The following is a 22217-nucleotide window of genomic DNA, read 5'->3' as shown; positions in this document are numbered from 1 at the left end:
GCCGGGGGAAGGGGACGACATGTTCTTCATCGACGGCGAACCGTGGCCGCCTCGCTTGCACGGGACAGGGACGGAGGATTATTTCTGCGCCGCCTGGGGCTATCCCGCCGGAAAATATGATGCTCCGTACCATGGCTTGTCGCTGTATGCGCCGATCCGGGAAAACGGCGATGCGTGGAAAGAGAGCAACACGATTTCGTTTAACGACTATTCCGGCAAAATGACGCAATACCGCTTCCATATTGTCGACCCGATCATTTTCCGCAAGTCGCTGCGTTTCAGCATCGAGCACGGGCATGGGAACGCCCAATCGAACGACTACTCGTCGGTCGCTTACTGGTATCAGCGCGAGCCGCACAAGGCGTTCCCGCAGATGCTCCCTGTCTCCCAGCGCTTGCCGATACCGGAGAAGGACAGCGCAAGATGGTTCTACCGGACGTTCTAGCGGAACGGCGGGGGCTAATAACGTCTGCTGCAAGCGTTAGAAGTCCGCGCACGGATAAAAACAGAGGCACGCTCGGGAAATTCCGGCTTGCCTCTGTTTTTTGGGTTGCGCGCCCGACGCCGCAAAGAAAGGGTTTACCTTCCGCCCCCCCCCTTGCCTCGCCTCTATTCGCTGGGAGAGTAGAAAGTAACGATAAAGGATTTGTGCTCTCCGGGCAGCAGCGTTTCTTGAAAGATGACGGTGTTACAGCCGTTGTAATAACCGTTGTCCACGCGGCCGCCGGGGGGGTTGCCGTTTACGAATGTACGGGCGCTGGCCGCTTGTTCGCAAGGAAGCTCCACCAGCACGGTCACCGCTTTGGCGCCGAAATTGGCCGCAACCGCTTCGGCAACGTGCCCTTCTTGGCGGAAAGAAAGGTTGAACACGCCGCTGCCAAGCCGGACATCTTCCCAGGCGAAGGAACCGGCGGCGCGCAATGGGCGGAAGGACAGCCGGCGTGCGGGAGCATCATAGGCGATTCCCAGGATCCGCGCGGCAAACAGGCCGGCAAAAACCCCTGTCGCCCAGCCGCATTTGCCGCAATTGTGGTGCCGGACTACATCGCCGTACCGCGCGGCGTTAAGGTAAGGCCACCACCAAAGCGAGCCGTCGGCGTCGGTCAGCTTGCGGATTTCCGTCAAATAGCCATCCATTCCGGACATGGAAGCGAAATCCGTCAGCATGCCCATTCCGCTCATATAACCGGGGAATGTGCAGGCGGCATGGTCCCCCCATTGAATGCCTCTGGATTCCTGATTATAGGTCGGATTCGCGGGGCTAAGCGAGAATTGCATATAGTGCCGGTAAGCCGGGTCGTCATAAGCGGCGTATCCGTACAACGGCATGAGAATCGTATCGGATTCCTCTCCATCATGGTGGAACAAATCGACCGCGCCGTCTTTCGTCAGGCGGCCGATGAACTGCATGCCGAAATCATCGTATGTCCCCTTGTACTTGCTTGCATCGTCTTTGAGCGCATCGCCTCCGGCGCTTGTTCCTTCCGTATACTGAAGGCCAAACGGCCCCTCCACTGTATTGTGCCGCTGCAAATCCTCCTTAATCCTTGCGGCGATGGTCCGATAACGTTCGGCGGTTTCTGTATCCCCGAACACCTCGCGGACGATGCGGGCGTAATGGTGAAAAGCGGCCCAGGCCACGACGTTGGAGCCCGTGTGGTAATCGCCGAGCGAATACGCGTCGGACAGCCAATCCGAGGGGAAGAGCCATGGGCCGTCAGGCCTGCGCGTCCGCAGCGTGTCCTCGAGCAGCTTGCGGATGCTTAGATCGATATCCGGCCGCTCAAGAAAAAACCGCTTATCCCCTGTGCTTCGGTAGTACAATCCGGCCATCACGACGGAAGACAGGGAGTTGCTGAGCGAATGGGAAATCCCACCCGGGTAGCGATTGCCGGCTGGCCGCACCCCGTGCTCCAGAAACCATAACATGCCTTGCTTGAACAGCTCCGGTTCGGCTGTGTGGAAGGGGAGAAGGGAATAGTACATGTCTTTATTCCAGGTGAACTCCGTCGTCGGATACGTCCCCCAGTTCGACCCGACGACAGCGCCTTGGCGATCCATGGCGATGGAACCTAGGGACTGCAGCATCGCCCGTTCATAGAATTCCGCCGCGAACGGATCATTTTTCATTTCAAGCCTCCCGAGCAGGCTGCGGTAATAAGCCCATGTTTCGTTAAGCCAATAGAGCGTGCCCTTTTCATTGACGAGCCGAGGCGTCTCATCCCCAGGCGGGCAGATGACTACCGGTATCCAGGCGTCTTGCCCCGGAGCCAGGCGGAAGGAAACCGCTCCGCTTGCTGCATACCAATCTTCTCTTTCCACGGGATAAATGCAGACGTCGGGTCCGGAGAATAATCGATCCGCCTCGGTATCCGGGCGCGGAAGCCTCGCCTTGCCATGGATCTCTTGCCCGGACCGGTTCTCGAGATGCAGACCGTATACCGTTCCCCGCAGGCGCACCGCACCATCGGCGGAGACCGGAGCGTAGATGAGCAACGTTGCCTGAACGTCCCCAAACTGGAACTCGGTCATAGGGAATAAATTATCCAGCAGGGAGGTAGTGTAGGGATGATCGTCCTGACCCATGTCAATACTCTGCTCGCCAAGCTTCAACCCAAAAGCGTACGGCCCCGTTTTGCGGAAGTCTTTGCACATCCAGACGCCGGGAATGTTGTCGCTGGCATATTGGCCGTTATAAACGGTAACATATTTGATCGATCCATTCATGTTCACGTTGACGAGTGTTTTGTTATTGGAGATGTCGAAGGTCAGTTCAGGGTCGGGCAGCTTGCGCCCGAAGAAACTCGCCTCGTCGTTAGCAGCATACCGTCCGTTCTCGTAGACGACGCCAAAGAAACGGCTTTTAGGCAACGCCAATGCCTCGCGGATGGTTTTGAAGGATAACGTCATTCAGTCATTCTCCTTTGCTGGTTAATTAAGCAGCCTGCGGCGCTTTCCTTCATTATTCGGGAGGCGGAGCGCCGAAAGATATAGGAGAGTTTTTGGAAAATGGGATTTTGTATAGCGCTTTCATAAATGGCGTTTTCTAGTTCCTATAAAAAGAAGGGGGAATCCCGTCCACCGTTTTGAACGCCCGGCTAAAGGCGTGGATGTTCGGATAACCCATTTTCTCGGCGATGGCGTCAATGGAATCATCCGTAAACTGGATCAAGTGCTTTGCGCGTTGAATCCGGATGAATTGGTGATATTGCGTGTGAGTATTCTGTTCATCGATGAGTCCATGATTCGGGATTATCAAGCGCTCTCCCGCACGTGGTTTGTGAAAGGAGAACAGAAGATCGTTCCTACCTGCTTCTGCATGGCTTTGCTTCTCTAGAGCATCGAGGTGGGTTTGGCCTTCCTGTAGATCGGGAGAAGAGCTTCAAGGAAATGCTGGATACTTTTCTCGCAGGAATACATGTCCGATTTCTCAATGATAAAATCATGGGCTTATAAACTCATTAGAAGTGAGGGTGTCCCAAAAGAAAACTTTGGAACACCCACAGCAACAAAATAGGTGAATTGATCCCAGTGCCGATCTGGACAGTATAGCCTGGCTTTAGTTGACCGTTTGGCATGTGGTCTTCTTTTATTCGCATAAAGGCAGCGTCATGATCCGTTTTGCTGTAGTTGTTTCTCTTCCCTAAAATCACTGGTCGGATATTTTAAACTCCCTAACGGACATTCTAGCCTCTTAGCGGACTTGTTCTCATGATTCGAAGGGTTAACGGACATTTCGGGCGCTTAGGACGCTCAAACGACTCTGGTTCACTCGATTCTACTCTCTAAGCAGCCAAAATGTCCGTTACAATTCTGGCTCATCCAAAGGCAGACCGTAAGGAGACATAATGTCCGTAAGACCAGCTACTTACTAAATAAAAATATTCAGAACATCACGCTCGGCTGTAACGTAATCTCAAACGCCCGGCCCCATTTGAAATTCGGATCATTCAGTTCTAAGTCTGCACCCGTATAGGCGGCCAGGGTCCAGGTTGAGCCCTGAATTTGCTTCACGTTAGCCGCTGCCGAGGTACTGTCGATCCCGACGAAGGCCTTCCTGCTCGCCAGAGCCGTAGTATGAGCTTGCATCTGCTCTCGCAGCATCGTAAGCAAATGACTGTAATCCTCCGGTGAATTAAAGAGCAGCATATGCTGGTCCGTAAAATTCTGAGGCACGTTGCTGTACCGGGCATGGCTTCTGGAATACGCTCTGATCTCGGCGATCGTCACCGCCTTATAATTGTAATCCTTCAAGAAGCGCTTGAACAATAAGGAGCCGTGGGCCTGAAGTGCCTTCTCCAAAGCAAATTCCTCAGTCTCCGAAATGAGGAAGGCATATCTCGCTTGAGCCATGCCCAAGGCGATACCAATCTTGTTACCCGCGGTGTTCCAGCCGCTATAGCCCAGAAGCCGCCCGGTCACAGGTTGCTCCAGCAGAGCATCAGTCACGGCGGCATTCGCCGCCCCTTGTCCCACAAAATCAATGGCAAGCGTGGCCTGCGAGTTATCGCCGTTGGTTTGTATTCGGTGAACAGCGTTGCTTGCTTCATCAGCGCCCGTAATGGCGATAATCTCGATGTCCGGTGCTTCGGTCACGTGCCTGCCACCGACCATATCGATGTGGCGAAGCAGGTTATCATGTACACTCATGTATTCATATGGGTTGATGATTGTGGAGCCGTCCGGACCGTAATATTGAACCGAGAATCGTTGCTTTCTTCCATTTCGATACAATTGATTCGCCATTCGGGCGACGAGAGAGTGGCCTAATCCATCCGCATCCGGCAGAATGACAGCCCGGTCCGGATTTTGTCCGTCCCGTCCATCCAGCGCATGATCAATAAATTGTTCCACGAAGCGGATTTCGTTGATTTGTACCCCCTGCGTGTTGGCATCGTCCACACCAATAGCGAGAAAATCGATAAACCCTGGACGGGTTAACTGATCGAGAATGTAATGATTGGTTTTGAACTTATGCCGCCGGGTGTTGTAATACGCCTCTTTATCAAAATGGGTTGTGCTTCCGTAAGGCTCACCCGTGTCTGAAATGTTGTAGTCTGACAGAATATCGTCAAAGCGGGTGCATGAGCGGCGCGGCAGCCCCATCAACTCACGGGATTCCACATATGCGTCATAAGTCAACCCTTCCACATAAGTCGTGGTAGCCAGTCTCAGGATGGTATCGAGAACATACACAGGCTTGCTTGGGTATCGCTGCTTAATCCGTCGAATCACATCGAGCAGACGGGTTACCGATCGATCATAGTCTGGATAAACACCGCTATCGCATTCACGCAGGCGTCTACTGCCGATGAGGCCCCCGTAAGCCAGCATATCCGTAGAGATAATAAATCCATCCACCGATGCCGCACGGTCTAGAATGAACTGCCGAAGGTTTGCCGTGCTCCCATAGATCGGTTTGCGGGTGCCAAGAATTTCGGAGCCTGAGGTGATAGCCACGGTGTCCAGGCCATTTCGGAGGTCTGCGCTACTTGGGGTAATCAAGTTCAAACCGGCCGAGCAGCCTTGTCTGACAACATCATCCAAATTGACGGGACGATCATCCAGAGGGACATACAATACGTTTTTCATGTGCTGTTTCTCCTTTCAAGTTGGTTGGCCCTGATGAAGGCCTTCACTTATAAAGATGTTTTTACCCACTTAAAAACAACCTGCTCTCCAAATTTATTTCATCCCCGCTTAAAACAGCACTAATATCCCGATAACAAACGGCCCATATAGTGAAAGGTATAGACGTCTAGACCATTAAAGGGAGGAGGTTATTTGAACACTTGAACAGGCTAAGGGCAATGCCCAAATATGGTTTGCTGGCTCTGGTATTAACGGTGACATTGTTCCCGATCTATTGGATGCTCGTTATGGCGACGCAGCGGTCGGCGGATGTACTCACTGACGTCACGCTTTGGCCGAAATCCATCACTTTGGAGCACTTCATCAACATTTTTGCAGAGGATCATTACTTCATTCCATTTATCAATAGCTTTATAGTGACGGCGGTGTCCTTGCTCATTGTGCTGGCCTTTGGGCTATCGAGCGCCTATGTACTGGGGAGAAAAGCCTTTCGGGTCCCGTTCAAGCGAACGCTGCTCATTTGGATTTTGCTAGTCCGGGTGCTTCCACCTATCGCCTTCGCGCTCCCGCTTTACATACTCATGAATGATGCCGGATTGCTGAATACGAAGATTCCGGTCATCCTGGCGCATGTGCTGGTAAATCTACCCTTTGTCATCTGGTTTATGGTGACCTTCTTTTATACCGTGCCGGAGGAGATTGAAGAAAGTGCCAGGATTGACGGAGCTTCCGATTTTCTTGTGTTCTATAAGGTGGTATTGCCCCTGGTATTGCCGGGGATTGCCGCAGTGACCATTCTATCGTTTATGGATTCATGGAATGAGTATTTGTACAGCGTTATTTTCATTCAAAGTCCGGGTGACTTCACCATTCCGCTCAAGTTAGCCACCTTGAACAGTGAACAGGAACTGACGGAGTGGGGAAAAGTTGCGAGCGGTGGAATTGTATCCATGGTGCCGGTGATTTTGACAGCGGTATTTATGCAGAAGCATTTAATGAGCGGCCTTACGGCCGGTGCGATTAAAGAATAGGAGGATGAGAGAAATGAAGAAAAGTTTAGGAATCGTGCTTAGTGCCGTTATGGCGGTTGGTCTGCTCGCCGGATGTCAGTCTGGCGGATCGGACAAGCTGGTGATCGCAGCAAGGGGCGGTTCGCATGTCACGGCGATGGAAGCGGTGAAGGGAGCGTTTGAACAGGAGCATAACGTCACCGTTGAAATTGTTGGACTGGAAGCAGCGGACCTGAAGCAAAAGGTATCTCTGGACGCCAAAAACAAGAAGGGCGCTTACGACCTGATTATGGCTGATGATCCGTGGATGCCTGAATTCAGTGAAGCTGGTCTATTCGCCAATCTGTCTGAGCTGGATGTAGAGGCGGATGCCGATTTTGAGGAATCCTCACTGGCTCTTGGCAAACATCCTTACGACACCGGGGAACTGTATGCCCTGCCGTTTGCGGGCAATGTTCAATTGTTCTTCTATAACAAGGAACTGTTCGACAAGCACGGCTATAACGTGCCAGGAAGCTGGGAGGAAGTGCTGAATATGGCTGAGGAAGCCCATGCGGCAGATGGTGTCGCAGGTTACGTTATTCGCGGCCAACAGGGCAACCCGATCGTTTCCGATTTCCTGCCTATCTTCTGGGCTTACGGCGGACAAGTCTTTGACGAGAACTGGAAAGCGCAAGTGAATTCCGAGGCAGGGCGTGATGCGCTGAATACTTATATCCGTCTGCTGGCTGCGGGCGAGAATTACGAGACGACGGACATCGTCAGCTCCTTAGCGGAAGGACGCGGGGCGATGGCACTAGGCTGGCCTTCGTGGTTCATCTCTGGAGAGACGGCCCAAGCGGACTATGCGCCCATTCCATCCAAAGCAACCACTAGTGGAGAATCGATGTCCACCGGGATGATCGGGAACTGGATGATGGGTGTGGCAGCTAATTCCCAGAATCCAGAGCTTGCTGCCCAGTTCCTCACCTTTATTACCAGCGCGGAAAGTCAGAAGACTATGGTAGAGCATGGCGGTGTCCCTACTCGCAAGAGCGTTTATCTGGATAGTGAGCTTGCGGCCAAGTATAAGCATTTCCCGGTTCAGCTTGAAGCTCTGCAAAATTCGCAAGCCCGGCCCAGAACACCAAAATGGTCTTTGGCAGAAGAAGCGCTTGGAGCCGAATTGTCGGCGGCTATCGCTGGAACCAAATCGGTTGAGGATGCTTTAGCGGCAGCCAATCAAGCGATGGACCAGGTTATGCAATAAGGAGCGAAGATTTCGATGGATATAAAGGAGCGGTGTACCTTTGGCTAGTAAGCGGCGGTTTCAAGCAGCGATGCTGGCTCCCGTCATCGTGCTCTTGATCGGTTTGACCGTGTTTCCCTTCATCTATACGATGGCGAACAGCTTTACCGATTATTATTACCTGGCCGCGGAGTCCAAGCAGTTTGTTGGCTTAAGCAATTATATGAAGGTTTTGAACGATGACCTGTTCCAGCGGGCCGTCTGGAATACAGTGAAATTTATGCTCCTGGCCGTTTCGATTGAAACGGCTCTGGGGCTTGGCATTGCGCTGCTTGTGGAGAGCATGAAGCGAGGCCTGCGGCTGCTGCGAGTGACATTGCTATTGCCGTCCTTGCTGCCGCCGGTTACGGTGGCGCTGGTGTGGCAAATGATGCTCAGCAATCATAACGGAATCATTAACCACTTGCTGTCGATTTTCGGCATGGGTCCCTTTAATTTCCTGATGGATATTAGGCTGGCCTTTCATGCGATTTTGCTCATCGATATTTGGCAATGGACTCCGTTTGCGTTCTTGCTGCTATATGCTGCATTGCAAGCCATCCCCAGGTCGCAATATGAGGCGGCAAGGGTGGATGGAGCAGGCGGGTGGAAGGTATTCGCTCATATTACATTGCCCCACTTATGGCCGGGCTTGCTGCTTGTCGTACTGCTGCGAACGATTGATACCTTTCGGTTGTTCGACAAAGTCAACATTTTGACAGGCGGAGGGCCTGCCAACTCGACCACGACAGTTACGCAATATATTTACCGGCATGGGGTGTACAATTTGCAGTTTGGATATAGCGCTGCGGCTTCCATCATTATGGTGCTGCTCGTGCTGGCCTTCTCCATCGCTTATATCCTGCGTTCCATTCGGGGAAGCCAGTAACAAGGAGTACAAATATCCAAAGCTCTTGGAAGCTTTACAGAGAGAACTATTGGAACCCAAGGAAATTTGAAGGAATCGGGGACGAACCTATTGATTGGCTACCAACACATCAAACAAGAGATCGAGAAAATGATCGACAACCGGTTATGGAAAGTAGGGCAAAGACTGCCCTCTGAATACGAATTGGCGAAGTATTTCAATGTAAGTCGAGAAACGCTGCGCGCCGCCATCAAGCTGCTGGAGCAGGAGGGCAAGCTGTTGGTGAAGCATGGCATTGGGACCTTTGTCATTAAGCCCCTGCCCGTCATTCCAAGCCGTCTGGAGGTCCTTCAGAGCACGGGTACGATGATTAAGCTAGCCGGGCTGACCGAGGCGGATACAAAAGAAATGATCGGGGAGGTGGTGTGCAAAAAAGAATGGGCCGATGCTTTGAATATTGCGGAGGATTCCAGTGTAGTGAAGCTGGAGCGGGTTCGTTATGCCGATGGAGAGGCGGTCGCTTACTCCATTAACATTATGCCGAAGGAACTGGTGGAAGACGCCTTTGAGCGTATGGATTTTTCCGGATCCTTATTTGGATTTCTGGAGGAGAACTGCAAGATTCACATTGCCAGAGCCGATACGGAGTTGCTGGTACCTCTCAAGCAGGACAAGTATGTCAGACGGTTGCAGATGGATGAGGAAGTGGACACCCCCGTTATTTTAATGAAGCAATTGCACTATGACGAGCGGAACCGGGAAGTGTTGTATTCATTTGACTATTTGAGAAATGATATTTTCAATTTCTGGATTCGCAGGGAACGGAAATGACAACCTTTTAATCCGAAGGAGTGGTTATCATGAGCAAGCAGCTAATTTGGGGAAGGGCGGCATTAACGGCGGTCATGGGGGTAGCTCTCTTATGGTCTCCGATTTCGGCCGGCGTTATGGCGGAAGCCCCCCTTTCGATCAACTCCAACTCGTATAAGGCATTTCATGATACTTATGATGAACAAGATCCGGACCGCAAGTTTCTTCGAGCGCTGGATACCCGCTTCTACAATGTAGAACTTGATATCATGGTCGACTCTGGCCACAGTACTTACTCCGGTCCGCAATATCCCGACTATTTGCAAGGCCAGGTCAAGCTGTACGTCAAGCATGATGCTGCTGCACAGCCGAACACCCGAAATCTTTATCAATATTTCGAAGAGGTTGCAGCCCAGATTGAGCGTAATGGCGGAAGCGTACATGGCGATGGGCAGAGTATCGTCATCAATCTGGATATGAAGTCAGCTAACAATCCTGATTATGCGCAAATTGCCCGCTCGCTGCAAGCGATACTGGAGCATTATGACGCGCTGATGACCTCCGGGAATGTTGGGGATGCGGGCAGTTTTACCGAACGTGCTATCACCGTTTGCCTTTCCGGCTCTGAGGGTTTGAAGAGTGCTTATTTTGATTATATCTCCGGCACGACTGGTAAACTGCTGGCCTTCAAGGACGAGGTGTACAGTTTGACGGACGGGCGGCGGGGGAATCCTGCTGATTATTTTCCAAATGATGCGGATATCTATCATCGCTTCTACGCAATTCACTGGAAGCATATTGAGAGCGGCTTCGACCTGCTAACTCCAGGGAACTGGTCTCAGGATGAGGAGGAACGTCTGGAGGAGATGCTGCGGATGGCGACGGACAAAGGATATACACTCCGCTTCTACAGTCTGAATGGCAACGAGGGGGCTTGGCACTATAAGTTCCCGGGTGGCGATGGCGATGCCGCACAGCGCTGGACCCAGTTTGCTTATATGAATGATAAGCTGGGTACCCGTCACTTCGTATCTACAGATTCCTATGAAGCGATAACCAAAGTATTCGACCGCTTCCTTGTCCCTCTAAGAGATTATAATCATAGGGTTGAAAAGGCAGGAGGCACGCAAAGCGGCACTGATGTCTCCGTGTCCTTAACGAGCGACAATCGCGTGGTTGAGGTGCACAAGGCGGAGGGGCTGCTGAACAACAACCTGTGGTACTCTGTCGGCAGTATTCAGGATGATGGATATATCCAGTGGTTGACGAACAAGCGGATTGATCCAAACGGCATTAACAAGAACGGTATTCAGCCGCATAGTGATGTAACTGACATTAACGGCCAGACTATCGTGGTGCAAGTGAATCAAACGGATGGGACTGGCTCCGGCCTATGGGCTAATCTCGGACGACTCGAAGCGGACTCGACGATGACATGGATGACCAATGAGCGAATTGCTATAGGAGGTCAGCACACCGAAGGCTCCTGGCCACACGTGGCCATTGACGGTGATCGTATCGTGCTTGTTTATTTGAACGGAGGCAAGCTGCAATATCAAGCGGGAGTGATCCACTCGGGCAACTACCAAATCGAGTGGAATCAAGCCGGCTCGATCCATGATCAGAGTGCGGAAAGACCGGATGTTGCTTTCCAGAACGGTCAGCTTATCGTGGCGTATCAAAATAACGGACGGCTGAATTACACACTGGGTGCCTGGAATGGCAATGGCCCCATAACCTGGGGGACGACGGGAGATATGCAAGGGCAAAATGGCCATGACCCGACGGTTGCGTTCATAGGCAATGATAAGGTCATTGAGCTGCATACCAGTGAGAACACCGGCTTGATTTGGTACAACATTGGCGAAATTCGGGGAAATGCGATCGAATGGGTTCACAATTATATTTGGGATTCTGGAAGCTCCTCCAAGCCAAGCGTAGATTATCAAGCATCAAGCAACACATTGATCGATCTTCATAAGGCAGGAACGAATGATGCGCTGTGGTATAACAGCGGCAAAATTCATATGCCCTAACCTGAGACGGGTGCTATTCTAGCTGTAGAGATGCCTATGAAGGAGCCTGGCCTAATGTTGATTGCCCTGCAGGGATGAATGATGGGAGAGCATGTTTTTAATGAAGCGGCGTTAACACCGTTTTGTTAGGCATGTATTCAAAATTCACTTACAGGGTATGCAGACAGCCATGGTGACGACCACGACCACTATTCTGCGGATACCTGACGGTATCCGTTTTTTAATGGAGGAAAAAACCGCATCTCTTCACTTTTACGCTTAGTCTGCTATCCTTAAATGATGAACGGAGGAAATTACATTGGGCAGAGCAACATTGGAAAAAGAAATTTTGAGCTGCTTGCAGATCAACAAGATGATTATCGACAATTCTCTATTTGATAAGGAACAGCTTAAGCAAGCATTGGCGGAGTGTTGGTCAAGTGAACCTATTCCAAGGTAATAGGGTTAAGTTAACAGCATTAACGGAACAAGATGCGGAGATTTACGCAGACTGGAGCAACGACTCTGAGTATCTTCGCAACCTGGATACGGATTATGCTCGTCCACGTAGCGCTGAAGGGTATAAATCGGATATTCAAGCCACGATTTCGGATCTTACACAAATGGAATTTGGCATTAGGCAGATAGATAATCATAAGTTAATTGGCTTTGCTGCACTGAATGGAATCGAGTGGAACAACCGGGCGGCACATCTTGCAATAGGAATCGGTGAGAAAGAGTATCGCAGTAAGGGATACGGCACTGAAGCCATACGGCTCCTGTTACGGTATGCCTTTCACGAATTAAATCTGAATCGGGTGGGGCTGGACGTTAACGACAATAATACTGCTGCGATTCGCGCATACGAGAAATGTGGCTTCACAGTGGAAGGCCGAATGCGAGAAGGCATCCTAAGGGATGGAGTGAAGATCGATCGAATCTATATGGGATTATTATACCGAGAATGGATTGCCCTCTCCAAGAATGAATAAAGATAGCTGCTCGGTTCTGGGCGATTTTAATATCCGTCGCTAAAGGCTGGACGCAAACATGGCTATCAGTATCAGAAGTCGTCTACAGGCTCTCTGCCCATTCACAGAATAGCTGATAGTCCTGCTCCACCTGATCGGCATAGCCGAAGGCCCAGCGGGAGATGTGCTTCACGAATCCCTTAGGGCTGTTGCCCATCGCCTGATAGATGGCGAGCTCGCTATGGTAAGTCAGTATTCCCTGCTCCACATCCGCATCGGCCCGTTTATTCTGGATTATGAATTTTCCCATCAAATTGAATTAGCAACACAAGAAGAACTCGAGAAATTAGAAGTGTTTAATTATGAGTATTTGCCTGAAAAGATCATGGAAGTAAATAAAGTGTTACTACCAAAGGGTTATGGACTATTTTCATATCCCAATTCGGGCGATTATTTTGTACTTTTCATTGCAAAATTAGATGATATTAAAAAACTATTGCAAGAAGAATTGTTGTTCGATGATAGAATCCCTTTCCAAGAAAGATGTATTAAGTATTACGGATAGTGTTTATAGGAATTATTAAGTGACGACAAGGAGTGGGGAGTGTTGGAAAGAAAAATTCGAGAGATACTTCAAAATGCAGGCTGGTTTGAGGGAAGAAATGTAGATATAAGTGGATATGTTGAATTTCTGAATGAAGAAGAGTATTTTGTTTTTGAAAGAGCGGCAGATTTTTTAACAGAGTATGGTGGTTTAACAATTCAATTTGAAAACCCTAAAAGACTAGGGAGTTATCTACATTTAACTATTGATCCTATTAATGCGGGAAAATCTATTCTTAGGGAATTGTCAAAACGATATGAAAATCATTGCAAAGAGTCTTTTGTCATAATAGGAGAAGTTTCACTTATGGACATGACTTGGTACATTTCATCTACAGGTGCTTTCTATGGTGGGAACGATGATTTTCTTATTCGGTTAGGTGATAACTTTTGTCAGTCCGTACTTAACCTGATTAGCGGTGAGGAGTTTGAGGTTGTTACTATTGAAGATGAGTAATAATATTGTTTTAATCAGTAAATTAAAAGAGTTTAAAAACATTAAATAAGTAAGTTTACGAAAGCTTATCCAACTTGTGTACGAGTTTCGGATGGGTTTTTTTACTTTAGAATTCGTAGCAGTTCTGCTGTAGCGGCTCTGACCGTCGCGACGCTCGGAGCGGGCCCTTTCTGATGGATGATGGCCGTATCGGATATAGTCCGGGGCGAGGTTAGCGATATGAGCGACTATGCGTTGACCGGGCTAAAGGATTCATTGGAGCAGCAAGTGGTGCAATCTTTGGACCCGGAGCCGCGATTGGAACTGCGTTTGGCCGAAAAGTCGGCATGGCCGGAGCAGAAGGCGCGTTCAGTAGCATTATGGATCAGGTGCTACGCGGAAAGAAGATTAATTGGAGTACTGTAGCCAAGGATGCTGGCATTGGCATGCTCACCTTGGGCGTGCTGGACAGTAAGGTTGGTCAAAAGTTCACTGGCTTTGTGGGGAAAGTCGGTAATAAAGTGACTCCGAAATGGCTGAAAAATGGAGTTAAGAAGGCGAACGTCACTTTCGAGAAGAAAGTACAACAGCTTAGTGATACCGGTAGTGAGTTTGGGAAGAGGATGAAACAGACAGCGGAGAAATTCAGAAATAAAGCAAAAGATTATTTCAAAAAAAGGAAAATGGATAAACTTTACAAAAGGACACAAGAGACTAGAGATAAAATAAAACAACAAGTACAAAAAATAAGGAATTCTGAAGATTTCAAAAATCTTTCAAGCAGTGCAAGAAAGAAATTAGAGCAAAAACTTAGACCTTTAGAAAAAGGCAATATTGCTGTTGCAGATGTTAATGTTGCGGGGATAAAGAAAAGTTATATTGCTCATAGTCAAATTGATTCTTCGAAAGATTTGCTTGCAGAACTGGATGACTTTACTTCTCTAGCTGAAACGAGGAAACTTACAACGTATGTAGATGATGGTTTTTCGCGTTATCATGATACTGAAGCTAAAATCCTAGAAGACATAGCTGCAAGATTGGAAAATCGAAATATTGTAGGTGAAATTGATTTGTATTCAAATTTTGATGTATGTCAAAGTTGCACAAATATAATATTAGAATTTAGACGGGAATTTCCTAATATTAAATTAAATGTATACACTAATATTATGAGATAAAGGGATGTGTGTCATGAGTACTTATGAAGAGATTAAAGATTCAGTGGAATTCGGTTTTGAGGAGTATGTCGAAAACAATAATTATACTGCTGCCCAAGCTTCTGCTAGAATTTTAGAAGAAGATTGGTGGTTATTAAACGAAGGGGTATTTAGTAAAACGACATTTTTTATATGTTTAGCTCTAAAGAGTTTGGAAAACAATGTAATCCCGGACTTTGTAGTTCTAAAATTGAACATTTTTTTAAATGAGTTAGTTTTCGAGGATTACATTAAAGCAGAAGATGTGGAGCAACTTCAAAATGATATCATTTTATATAAAGAGCGTATGGAAAAGAGGGACTTCAAAATTTTGGAAACTGATGAGACTTGGAAAGGTAGACTCGAGTATATTTTTAGCTTAAAACGAGAGGATTTTTAATATCCCTCTTAAGGGTAGGAGTGAATTTGATAATCAGATATTAACTGGTGAAATATATGTTTTATTTTAATAGCTTATTCCAACCTAAAAGTGGTTGAGAATAAGCTTTTTTTTGAGAACTATGACCGAACAAGAAGATGAGTAGAGAAACGGAAGCAAAATTATCACGCGCTGGGAGAGCAGGTCAAGTTCCGGCAGCAGCCGTTCGTCATTCGTGAGCTGCGAATGGAGCTGGAGCAGGGCGAGCTACACTTCCATTACGTGCTGGCCCGGCCAGACGGAATCCGCCGAGAGACGCTGCGCAATCCACTCTTGCGGGGCATTTCGTTGGAGGGTGAGGTGCTGGCAGTCCGCGGAGAAGAGGTCAAGCTGCGCCTGGAGATTGATAAGGATGATGGCTTGGCTAAGCCGCATTGGTATCCATTCGCTCCGCCGACGGGAAGTGCGATGTACTGTCTGCCACAGGTTGGAACGAAGGCAAGTCTGTATTACCCGGATGCAACGGGTTCGGGCGCGCTGATTGTGGGGACGGTACGTAAAAATGGTGGCGAATCTGCCAAGACAAGCGACACAAATACGCGATACTTCGGGACCGAGCATGGCAGTGAGCTGAAGCTGGCACCGAACCATGTGAATCTTCAAAAGGACCCGGAGGGTGCGATGCTCGTCAGTCTGAACGACGAGACCGGGATTGAGATTACCAGTCCCGGCAAGCTGACGATGACCGCGGAGCTGGAGCTGGAGCTCTATACACCGCAGCAGATCATTCTGGGCAGTGAAAGCCAGATCTTGGCCTACCGCGGAGAGAGCGAAGCAGGGCTGGTGGTGGAGAGCGAGTACCACCTGCTGGGCGAAAAGGTGTGGGCTGACGGTAGCGACCGGACGAGCTATCCGCCGTTCGACGATGAGCCAGAGCTTGGCGAAGAGCCAGAGCCGGACCCGCCATTCAACTGGGGCAAGCTGGCGAAGAATGTGCTGGTCGGCCTGGCGGTAGTCGTGGCTGTAGCTGCAGTGGCAGCTCTGACGGTAGCGACGCTGGGAGCAGGTCCGATTCTAATCGGAGCGGTAGCCAGTGGTGCGTTGATTGGGGGCGCCATGGGTGTCGGGATGATGGCCGTATCGGATATAGCCCGGGGCGAGGTTAGCGACATGAGTGATTATGCGTTGACCGGGCTAAAGGATGGCTTCATCGGAGCAGCGAGCGGTGCGATCTTCGGACCCGGAGCCGCCATTGGAACAGCGTTTGGCCGCAAGGTGGGTATGGCTGGAGCAGAAGGCGCATTCAGTAGCATTATGGATCAGGTGCTCCGTGGGGAGAAGATTAATTGGAGTACTGTAGCCAAGGATGCGGGCATCGGGATGCTGACCTTGGGCGTGCTGGACAGCAAGGTAGGTCAAAAGTTCACTGGCTTTGAGGGCAAAATCGGTAATAAAGTGACTCCGAAATGGCTGAAAAATGGAGTTGCGAAGGCAAACGAGGGCTTCGAAAAAGCGCTTGACAAGCTTAGTGATGTAGGTAGTAAGTTTGGGAAGAAGATAGAAGCTCCAAAACAAATAAAGACTTTTAAATATACAGTTGAAGAGGCAGATGAACTGACCAAAAAGAGCTTGGCAAAAGTTCACAAGAAAATTTAAAATGGTACTTTGCGGAAAGCAAATGGGAACAAGATAGATTGTAGTGCAGTTAGTGTAGCAATCGATAGAAGGACAGGAAGGATAAGTATTGGTTTTAGTGGAAAAGCCGGACAAACTGGCTGGGGTAAGATGGCAGTTAAAGGAAAAGGTGAAATACCAGTACCTAATCCATCAAGAAAAATAAACCCTGATACAGGTGAAGAAATAGTTGATAAGCGGTTGCAGAAAATGTTAAATGATCATGGGCCGAGCAGAGAGCCGTGGGCAACAGATAACTGCGCAGAGTTTAATGCTGCAAATCGTCTTTTGTTAAAAAACTCTAATCTAGAGGATCTTCATGTATCTACTTATACAAATAAGGCTTCAGGCAAAAAGAGTAAATCCCAACTGTATACTTTTAAGCCGCCATGTGACAATTGTAGTGAGTTATATGAATCTCATTCTAGAATTGTACCATTCGGGGGAACAATGAATGATCTGTATAATCAATATTTTGATGGGAATTGAAATAATTAATTGGGGGAAATATTCATGTTTAAAAGTGAAAAAATAAAAAAAATCTTCGAAGAAAATGGGTGGTATGAAGGAAGGCGAGTAGATGTTACTAACTATATTGAAATGTATAAGGAGTTTAATATAGTTCCTTGTTCTTTAGCCTTAAATATACTTGAAGAATTCGGAGGACTCCAAATAAAGCTTCCAACTAAAACTCTGGGATTTGTAACTTCATTAATTTTTGATCCAAGTGAAGGGGAGGTAACTTTTGAAGAGTTATATGAATTTGAGGCGATGTTGGGTGAAAAATTAACTCCATTGGTTTTTTTTCCTCGCAGCACTTTAGATATATATTTATCAGAGTCTAACGAGTTTTATTTTGTAGGTTCTTATGAGTTTATGTATATCGTGCGGATAGGATCCGACTTTTATGAAATGTTGGAAATATATTTTAATAAGAAATATTTAAACAATGATGAGTTTCCTAACTTGTATTCTGAGTAATTCTAATTTATATTATGTGAATATTTTAAATTACAGATGTGCGAATTGTGACATTTTCTATCGTAGAGAATTGTAAACTGTGAAATTTTTTGAATGACGTATTGTAATATAAAGTGCGACTTCTAACGAGAATGAGGGATAAATTATCAAGCTAAGTGAGACGCTTTTGGAAAATGTTATGTGAACGAATAGTCAAATTTAAAAAGCTTATCCTAACTTTAAAACAGGTTAGGATAAGCTTTTTTTTTGCGCTCATAAAATAAAATACCTATGATTTTCACCCTACCTCCAAAATGGAAGTACCTGACCGCTTTTAGTGAGATCACGTTGGGACTCTTGAAGGTTGTAATGAGGGAATTAACAAGACGATTGTTACAAATTTATTAAGCAAATGTTCAGAAAGTAAAGGACGGATTGGGGACTGCTTTTGCTGAACGGAAGAAGCTGGTCCTTTTAGAAAGGAGCATGAATCGAATGGGGGAAAGCCAATATTACATCGTTCGCGGAGCCTGTATGGCGTGTGAGTATGGAAGTCACAAGCGCAAGCTGAATCTGCCCGTAAGTCACGGGGCCTTTGTGAAGGATCGACCCATGATGAATGAGGATGACTATGGTCCTGAGAATATCTCCTACTTCGGGATCTGTCAGAACCCGGACAATCCAAGCACGGAGACGATCTATCTCGTGTCGGAAGAGGGGCAGCAAATATCCGGCAAGCCGTGCAAGCCGATCTTTCCGGAGAAATGGAACAACACCAAGGAAACAACGCGGGTGGAGGGGAAGCCGGCGCTGACCAGTGAATCCTACCAGCAGTGCATGTATATGGGCTACGTCGGATTCATGACGACTGGCCAAGAAGATGAGTAGGGGAACGGAGGTGGAGCAGCATGATAGGATATGAGCACATCCGGGTACAGTCGCCGTATCCCCTACAGCATCTAGAGCATGTACATATCCAGTGGAAGACCGGGGAGCATGGGCGTATACGCCTGACAGGGACAAGCCCAGACAGCGAGCAGGTATCCGCAGCACTGCAGGCGGCTGCCGACGACACGTTATATGTCTATGCACAGCAAGGAGAACAGGAGCTGAGCTTGTTCAAAGGCTTGGTGCAACGGGTCGAGGTCACGCACAGTCACGGGATCTATACACTGACCATCGAGGGTGTGAGTGCTTCGTATACGCTGGATGTGGAGAAGCGCAAGCGGACTTTTCCAGAGGAGCAGCAGACGTATAGCGCCCTGATCGGGAAAGTGCTGCAGGCCTATCCGGGCAGTGATATGATCTATCACACCTGAGGTAGCGAGGCTGTCGGGGAGCCGATATTGCAATATGAAGAGACGGATTGGGAGCTGCTACAGCGTCTGGCGAGCCGCTTACAGGCGGTCGTCGTCTGTGATATATTGGAAGCAGCAAGTCCCAAGTTGCACATCGGCATGCCAGAGGGAGCATCGCGAGAGCTGCCGCAGGACGTGTCCTACACGGCTCGCAAAAATCTCAAAGCCTATCATCTGGCAGGTGGGTTGTCCTCCGGGCTGCATGATACGGATTTCTTTGAATACGAGCTGACCACCTCGGAGCGGTATGCTCTGGGAGAGCAGGTAGAATTCCGGCAGCAGCCGTTCGTCATTCGTGAGCTGCGAGCGGAGCTGGAGCAGGGCGAGCTACACTTTCATTATGTGCTGGCCCGACCGGATGGAATCCGCCGGGAAACGCTGCGCAATCCGCTCTTGCGGGGCATCTCGCTGGAGGGTGAGGTGCTGGCTGTTCGTGGAGAAGAGGTCCAGCTGCGCCTGGAGATTGATAAGGATGATGGCTTAGCTGAGCCGCATTGGTATCCATTCGCTCCGCCGACGGGAAGTGTGATGCACTGCCTGCCGCAGGTCGGAACGAAGGCAAGTCTGTACTACCCGGACGCGACGGGTTCAGGTGCGCTAATTGTGGGGACGGCACGCAAGAATGGCGGTGATTGCGCCAAGACCGGAGACACGAATACGCGGTACTTCGGGACCGAGCATGGTAGTGAGCTGAAGCTGGCACCCAATCATGTGAACTTGCAAAAGGACCCCGAGGGTGCGATGCTCGTCAGTCTGAACGACGAGACGGGGATTGAGATTACCAGTCCCGGCAAGCTGACGATGACCGCCGAACTGGAGCTGGAGCTCTATACACCGCAGCAGATCATTCTAGGTAGTGAAAGCCAGATCTTGGTCTATCGCGGAGAGAGCGAATCTGGAGTGGTAGTGGAGAGCGAGTACCATCTGCTGGACGAGAAGGTGTGGGCGGATGGCAGCGACCGGACGAGCTATCCGCCGTTCGACGATGAGCCCGAGCTAGGTGAAGAGCCGGAGCCGGAGCCGCTGTTCGACTGGGGCAAGCTGGCGAAGAATGTGCTGGTTGGCCTGGCGGTCGTCGTGGCCGTCGCAGCTGTAGCGGCTTTGACGGTGGCGACGCTGGGAGCAGGCCCGGTTCTGATCGGAGCGGTAGCCGGGGGCGCGTTGATTGGGGGCGCCATGGGTATCGGGATGATGGCCGCATAGCCCGGGGCGAGGTTAGCGATATGAGCGACTATGCGTTGACCGGGCTAAAGGATGGCTTCATTGGAGCAGCGAGTGGTGCGATCTTCGAACCCGGAGCCGCCATCGGAACAGCGTTTGCCCGTAAGGTGGGCATGGCCGGAGCAGAAGGCGCGTTCAGTAGCATTATGGATCAAGTGCTACATGGGGAGAAGATTAATTGGAGTACTGTAGCTAAGGACGCTGGGATTGGCATGCTGACCTTGGGCGTGCTGGACAGTAAGGTGGGTCAAAAGTTCACTGGCTTTGTGGGCAAAGTCGGTAATGAAGTGACTCCAGATTGGGTGAAAAAAGGAGTTACGAAGGCAAATGAGGGCTTTGAGAAGGCAGTGGACAAGCTCAGTGATGCTGGTAGCAAGCTTGGGAAGAAACTGAAGAAAAAGGATGCTTTTGAACTCGCGCCAGAACTGTTAGATGATTATACAAAATCAATAAGAGATGGAAGTAGATATGGACCGGATTTTAAACCAGCCGTGGCGAGTGTTGCAGTTGATGCTACTAAAACGTCTCGGAATCTATCAAAATAATCCAAGTATTGTGAACATTGAACTGAAGAGTCCAAATGAATATGTAGAATTCTATAGGCAAAAGTTAACTGACGACTATATAGATGAACTAGTGGCTTATAATCCATCATATTTTCAGGAAAGAATATAAAATCCGTTAAAGAAGAGATGGGGAAATTAAGAGATTTAATTCAAAAGACAAAAGATGAGGCAGCTTCTAAGGGGAAATATTTCAAGAATAATGAGTTAGAACCGAGCATGCAAAAGAACTGGCTTGTGGAAAATTGTGCTGAGGTATGGGCGGTTAGAGATGCTATTCTCCAAGGTGCAAAAATTAAAAATCTTGTGTTGAGATCCGTAACTGTTGGAACGGGGCTTGTTAAAGCCTTTTGTAATAATAATTGTAGAATAACGTTTGAAGATTTTATGAACTCAATGGATTAGGAGAGATTTAGTTGAACATAAGCAATGAAACTTTGAAGATTTTAACTGATTCAGGATGGTATGAAGGAAGGAAAATTGATATAAATGAATTCAAAAATAATTTAGAGGAAAATGGTTATACCGTTTTTCAATCAGTAAAGGATTTTATTGAAGAATTTGGAGATTTAGTTTTAAAGGACACTATAAATGAAGAAGTTCATGATACAAGTGTGAAGTTTACTAGTTACTATGCTAACGGTAGTTTCAAATCAGAGGAAAATTATGCTCAAGAAAGATTAGTTCCTGTAGGGAAAATTGACAGTGATTATTTGATATTGTTTGTTTCTGAAAGTGGAAAAGTGTATTGTAGTACTGGAAAACTGGGGGACTCTGCGATGGAAGCATGGGAGAATTTAATTAGTGGCAATGGGGGAACTCCGTGGGGGGAATCTTAGTTTACACTGTGTAAACTAGCTAGCTATTTAATTAACTTTTTATTAGACGGATTGTAATATGAAGTATGACATCTACCGGGATAATTGGTAAATTATCAAGCTAAGCGTGAAATCTTTCAGGAGATGTAATATTGACTTTCCCCATCCCAAAAATGTTTTGTTGAGTTTCGTATCTTTAGTCTTTCTTTTGAGCTAAAAAGCCTATTTCAACTCAAATGAGATGAAGTAGGCTTTTGTTTTGCTCTTACGCTTCCCGTTACTTCAACAAGTTTGCATACCAGACATCCAAACTACCATAGGTAACTAAAATATCATAAATACTATTATCCGAGCGTTGTATTGATACTAAAAAAATCTCCTGAAGATAGATTACTATGTTCTCCAATTAAAAAATCAAGTGCATTCGTGTGTTTCAGCTTGAGCATAATTTCTTCTACGTAGCTTGATTTGGTTAG

Annotated in this window: 25 protein-coding genes and 1 pseudogene; 23 read left to right on the top strand and 3 right to left on the bottom strand. The window is 48.3% G+C overall.

The window, feature by feature from the left end; genetic code table 11:
- The coding region (locus TX85_RS27880; protein ID WP_044482401.1) for a DUF2961 domain-containing protein at positions 1-445 on the top strand (445 nt) is incomplete at its 5' end.
- Between the two features lie 164 nt (positions 446-609).
- On the opposite strand, the gene TX85_RS25615 is transcribed toward TX85_RS27880, so the two are convergent.
- Both TX85_RS25615 and TX85_RS26145 read right to left on the bottom strand, forming a co-directional pair.
- Positions 610-2910, bottom strand: coding sequence for a hypothetical protein (locus TX85_RS25615; protein ID WP_049895214.1), 2301 nt, complete (start codon positions 2908-2910; stop codon positions 610-612).
- Between the two features lie 136 nt (positions 2911-3046).
- Positions 3047-3172, bottom strand: a complete 126-nt coding sequence (locus tag TX85_RS26145) for a helix-turn-helix domain-containing protein (protein WP_233500850.1) — start codon at positions 3170-3172, stop codon at positions 3047-3049.
- 140 nt (positions 3173-3312) lie between these two features.
- Between TX85_RS26145 and TX85_RS26140 the strand changes: the two are divergent.
- Positions 3313-3456 (top strand): annotated as a pseudogene (locus tag TX85_RS26140) (TetR-like C-terminal domain-containing protein); the annotation flags it as partial.
- Positions 3457-3885: 429 nt separating this feature from the next.
- Here TX85_RS26140 and TX85_RS23790 read toward each other — a convergent pair.
- Entirely contained in the window at positions 3886-5592 is a 1707-nt protein-coding gene (locus tag TX85_RS23790) for a DUF4127 family protein (protein ID WP_044482399.1), read from the bottom strand.
- 200 nt (positions 5593-5792) lie between these two features.
- Here TX85_RS23790 and TX85_RS23785 point away from each other — a divergent pair, with 200 nt between their 5' ends.
- From TX85_RS23785 to TX85_RS23710, 21 genes are all read left to right on the top strand, one after another.
- Complete coding sequence (locus TX85_RS23785) at positions 5793-6623, top strand: carbohydrate ABC transporter permease (protein WP_233500849.1); 831 nt, start codon at positions 5793-5795, stop codon at positions 6621-6623.
- Positions 6624-6636: 13 nt separating this feature from the next.
- Entirely contained in the window at positions 6637-7851 is a 1215-nt protein-coding gene (locus TX85_RS23780; RefSeq protein ID WP_044482397.1) for an extracellular solute-binding protein, read from the top strand.
- A gap of 40 nt (positions 7852-7891) precedes the next feature.
- On the top strand, positions 7892-8758 hold the full coding sequence (locus tag TX85_RS23775) for a carbohydrate ABC transporter permease (protein WP_044482396.1): 867 nt from the start codon (positions 7892-7894) through the stop codon (positions 8756-8758).
- A 90-nt stretch (positions 8759-8848) separates the two neighbouring features.
- Positions 8849-9568 (top strand): GntR family transcriptional regulator, encoded by a 720-nt coding sequence (locus TX85_RS23770; protein ID WP_071784252.1) that lies wholly within the window; start codon positions 8849-8851, stop codon positions 9566-9568.
- A 29-nt stretch (positions 9569-9597) separates the two neighbouring features.
- Positions 9598-11583, top strand: a complete 1986-nt coding sequence (locus TX85_RS23765) for a hypothetical protein (RefSeq protein WP_044482394.1) — start codon at positions 9598-9600, stop codon at positions 11581-11583.
- A 298-nt stretch (positions 11584-11881) separates the two neighbouring features.
- Complete coding sequence (locus TX85_RS27875) at positions 11882-12022, top strand: hypothetical protein (protein ID WP_222860728.1); 141 nt, start codon at positions 11882-11884, stop codon at positions 12020-12022.
- A complete protein-coding gene (locus tag TX85_RS23760; protein ID WP_044482393.1) occupies positions 12003-12554 on the top strand; it encodes a GNAT family N-acetyltransferase in 552 nt (183 codons plus the stop codon). Before TX85_RS27875 ends, TX85_RS23760 begins: the two co-directional genes overlap by 20 nt.
- A 112-nt stretch (positions 12555-12666) precedes the next feature.
- Positions 12667-13098 (top strand): hypothetical protein, encoded by a 432-nt coding sequence (locus TX85_RS27870; RefSeq protein WP_392391864.1) that lies wholly within the window; start codon positions 12667-12669, stop codon positions 13096-13098.
- Between the two features lie 42 nt (positions 13099-13140).
- A complete protein-coding gene (locus tag TX85_RS25610; protein ID WP_049895212.1) occupies positions 13141-13593 on the top strand; it encodes an SUKH-3 domain-containing protein in 453 nt (150 codons plus the stop codon).
- A gap of 177 nt (positions 13594-13770) precedes the next feature.
- Positions 13771-13998, top strand: coding sequence for a hypothetical protein (locus tag TX85_RS26935; protein WP_158297373.1), 228 nt, complete (start codon positions 13771-13773; stop codon positions 13996-13998).
- Positions 13953-14750, top strand: coding sequence for a deaminase domain-containing protein (locus TX85_RS27120; RefSeq protein ID WP_199558856.1), 798 nt, complete (start codon positions 13953-13955; stop codon positions 14748-14750). The genes TX85_RS26935 and TX85_RS27120 overlap by 46 nt, the downstream gene beginning before the upstream one ends.
- Before the next feature lie 13 nt (positions 14751-14763).
- Entirely contained in the window at positions 14764-15168 is a 405-nt protein-coding gene (locus TX85_RS23740) for a hypothetical protein (RefSeq protein WP_044482392.1), read from the top strand.
- 225 nt (positions 15169-15393) lie between these two features.
- Positions 15394-16803: a hypothetical protein gene (locus TX85_RS23735; protein ID WP_187375194.1), complete on the top strand. Its 1410-nt coding sequence runs from the start codon at positions 15394-15396 to the stop codon at positions 16801-16803.
- Positions 16804-16932: 129 nt separating this feature from the next.
- The gene (locus tag TX85_RS26930) at positions 16933-17310 is read left to right on the top strand and encodes a hypothetical protein (protein ID WP_148444408.1); all 378 of its coding nucleotides are present in this window, start codon (positions 16933-16935) and stop codon (positions 17308-17310) included.
- A gap of 24 nt (positions 17311-17334) precedes the next feature.
- A complete protein-coding gene (locus TX85_RS23730) occupies positions 17335-17802 on the top strand; it encodes an SUKH-3 domain-containing protein (protein ID WP_044482391.1) in 468 nt (155 codons plus the stop codon).
- A gap of 474 nt (positions 17803-18276) precedes the next feature.
- Entirely contained in the window at positions 18277-18669 is a 393-nt protein-coding gene (locus tag TX85_RS23725) for a DUF4280 domain-containing protein (RefSeq protein ID WP_018884654.1), read from the top strand.
- A gap of 20 nt (positions 18670-18689) precedes the next feature.
- Entirely contained in the window at positions 18690-19100 is a 411-nt protein-coding gene (locus tag TX85_RS27115) for a hypothetical protein (RefSeq protein ID WP_049895210.1), read from the top strand.
- Between the two features lie 27 nt (positions 19101-19127).
- Positions 19128-20342 carry a hypothetical protein gene (locus tag TX85_RS27110; RefSeq protein ID WP_049895209.1) on the top strand — a complete coding sequence of 405 codons (1215 nt, stop codon included), beginning with the start codon at positions 19128-19130 and terminating at the stop codon, positions 20340-20342.
- 20 nt (positions 20343-20362) lie between these two features.
- A complete protein-coding gene (locus TX85_RS27865; RefSeq protein ID WP_049895208.1) occupies positions 20363-20905 on the top strand; it encodes a hypothetical protein in 543 nt (180 codons plus the stop codon).
- A gap of 147 nt (positions 20906-21052) precedes the next feature.
- Positions 21053-21328 (top strand): hypothetical protein, encoded by a 276-nt coding sequence (locus tag TX85_RS27860; protein ID WP_044482390.1) that lies wholly within the window; start codon positions 21053-21055, stop codon positions 21326-21328.
- Between the two features lie 11 nt (positions 21329-21339).
- Positions 21340-21762, top strand: coding sequence for an SUKH-3 domain-containing protein (locus tag TX85_RS23710; protein WP_044482388.1), 423 nt, complete (start codon positions 21340-21342; stop codon positions 21760-21762).
- The last annotated feature ends 455 nt before the right edge of the window (positions 21763-22217 follow it).

Source organism: Paenibacillus antibioticophila, from assembly GCF_000455265.1.
Lineage (GTDB): Bacteria > Bacillota > Bacilli > Paenibacillales > Paenibacillaceae > Fontibacillus > Fontibacillus antibioticophila.
Note: the sequence above shows the minus strand (reverse complement) of the source record. Positions and strands in the feature narration are given on the sequence as shown.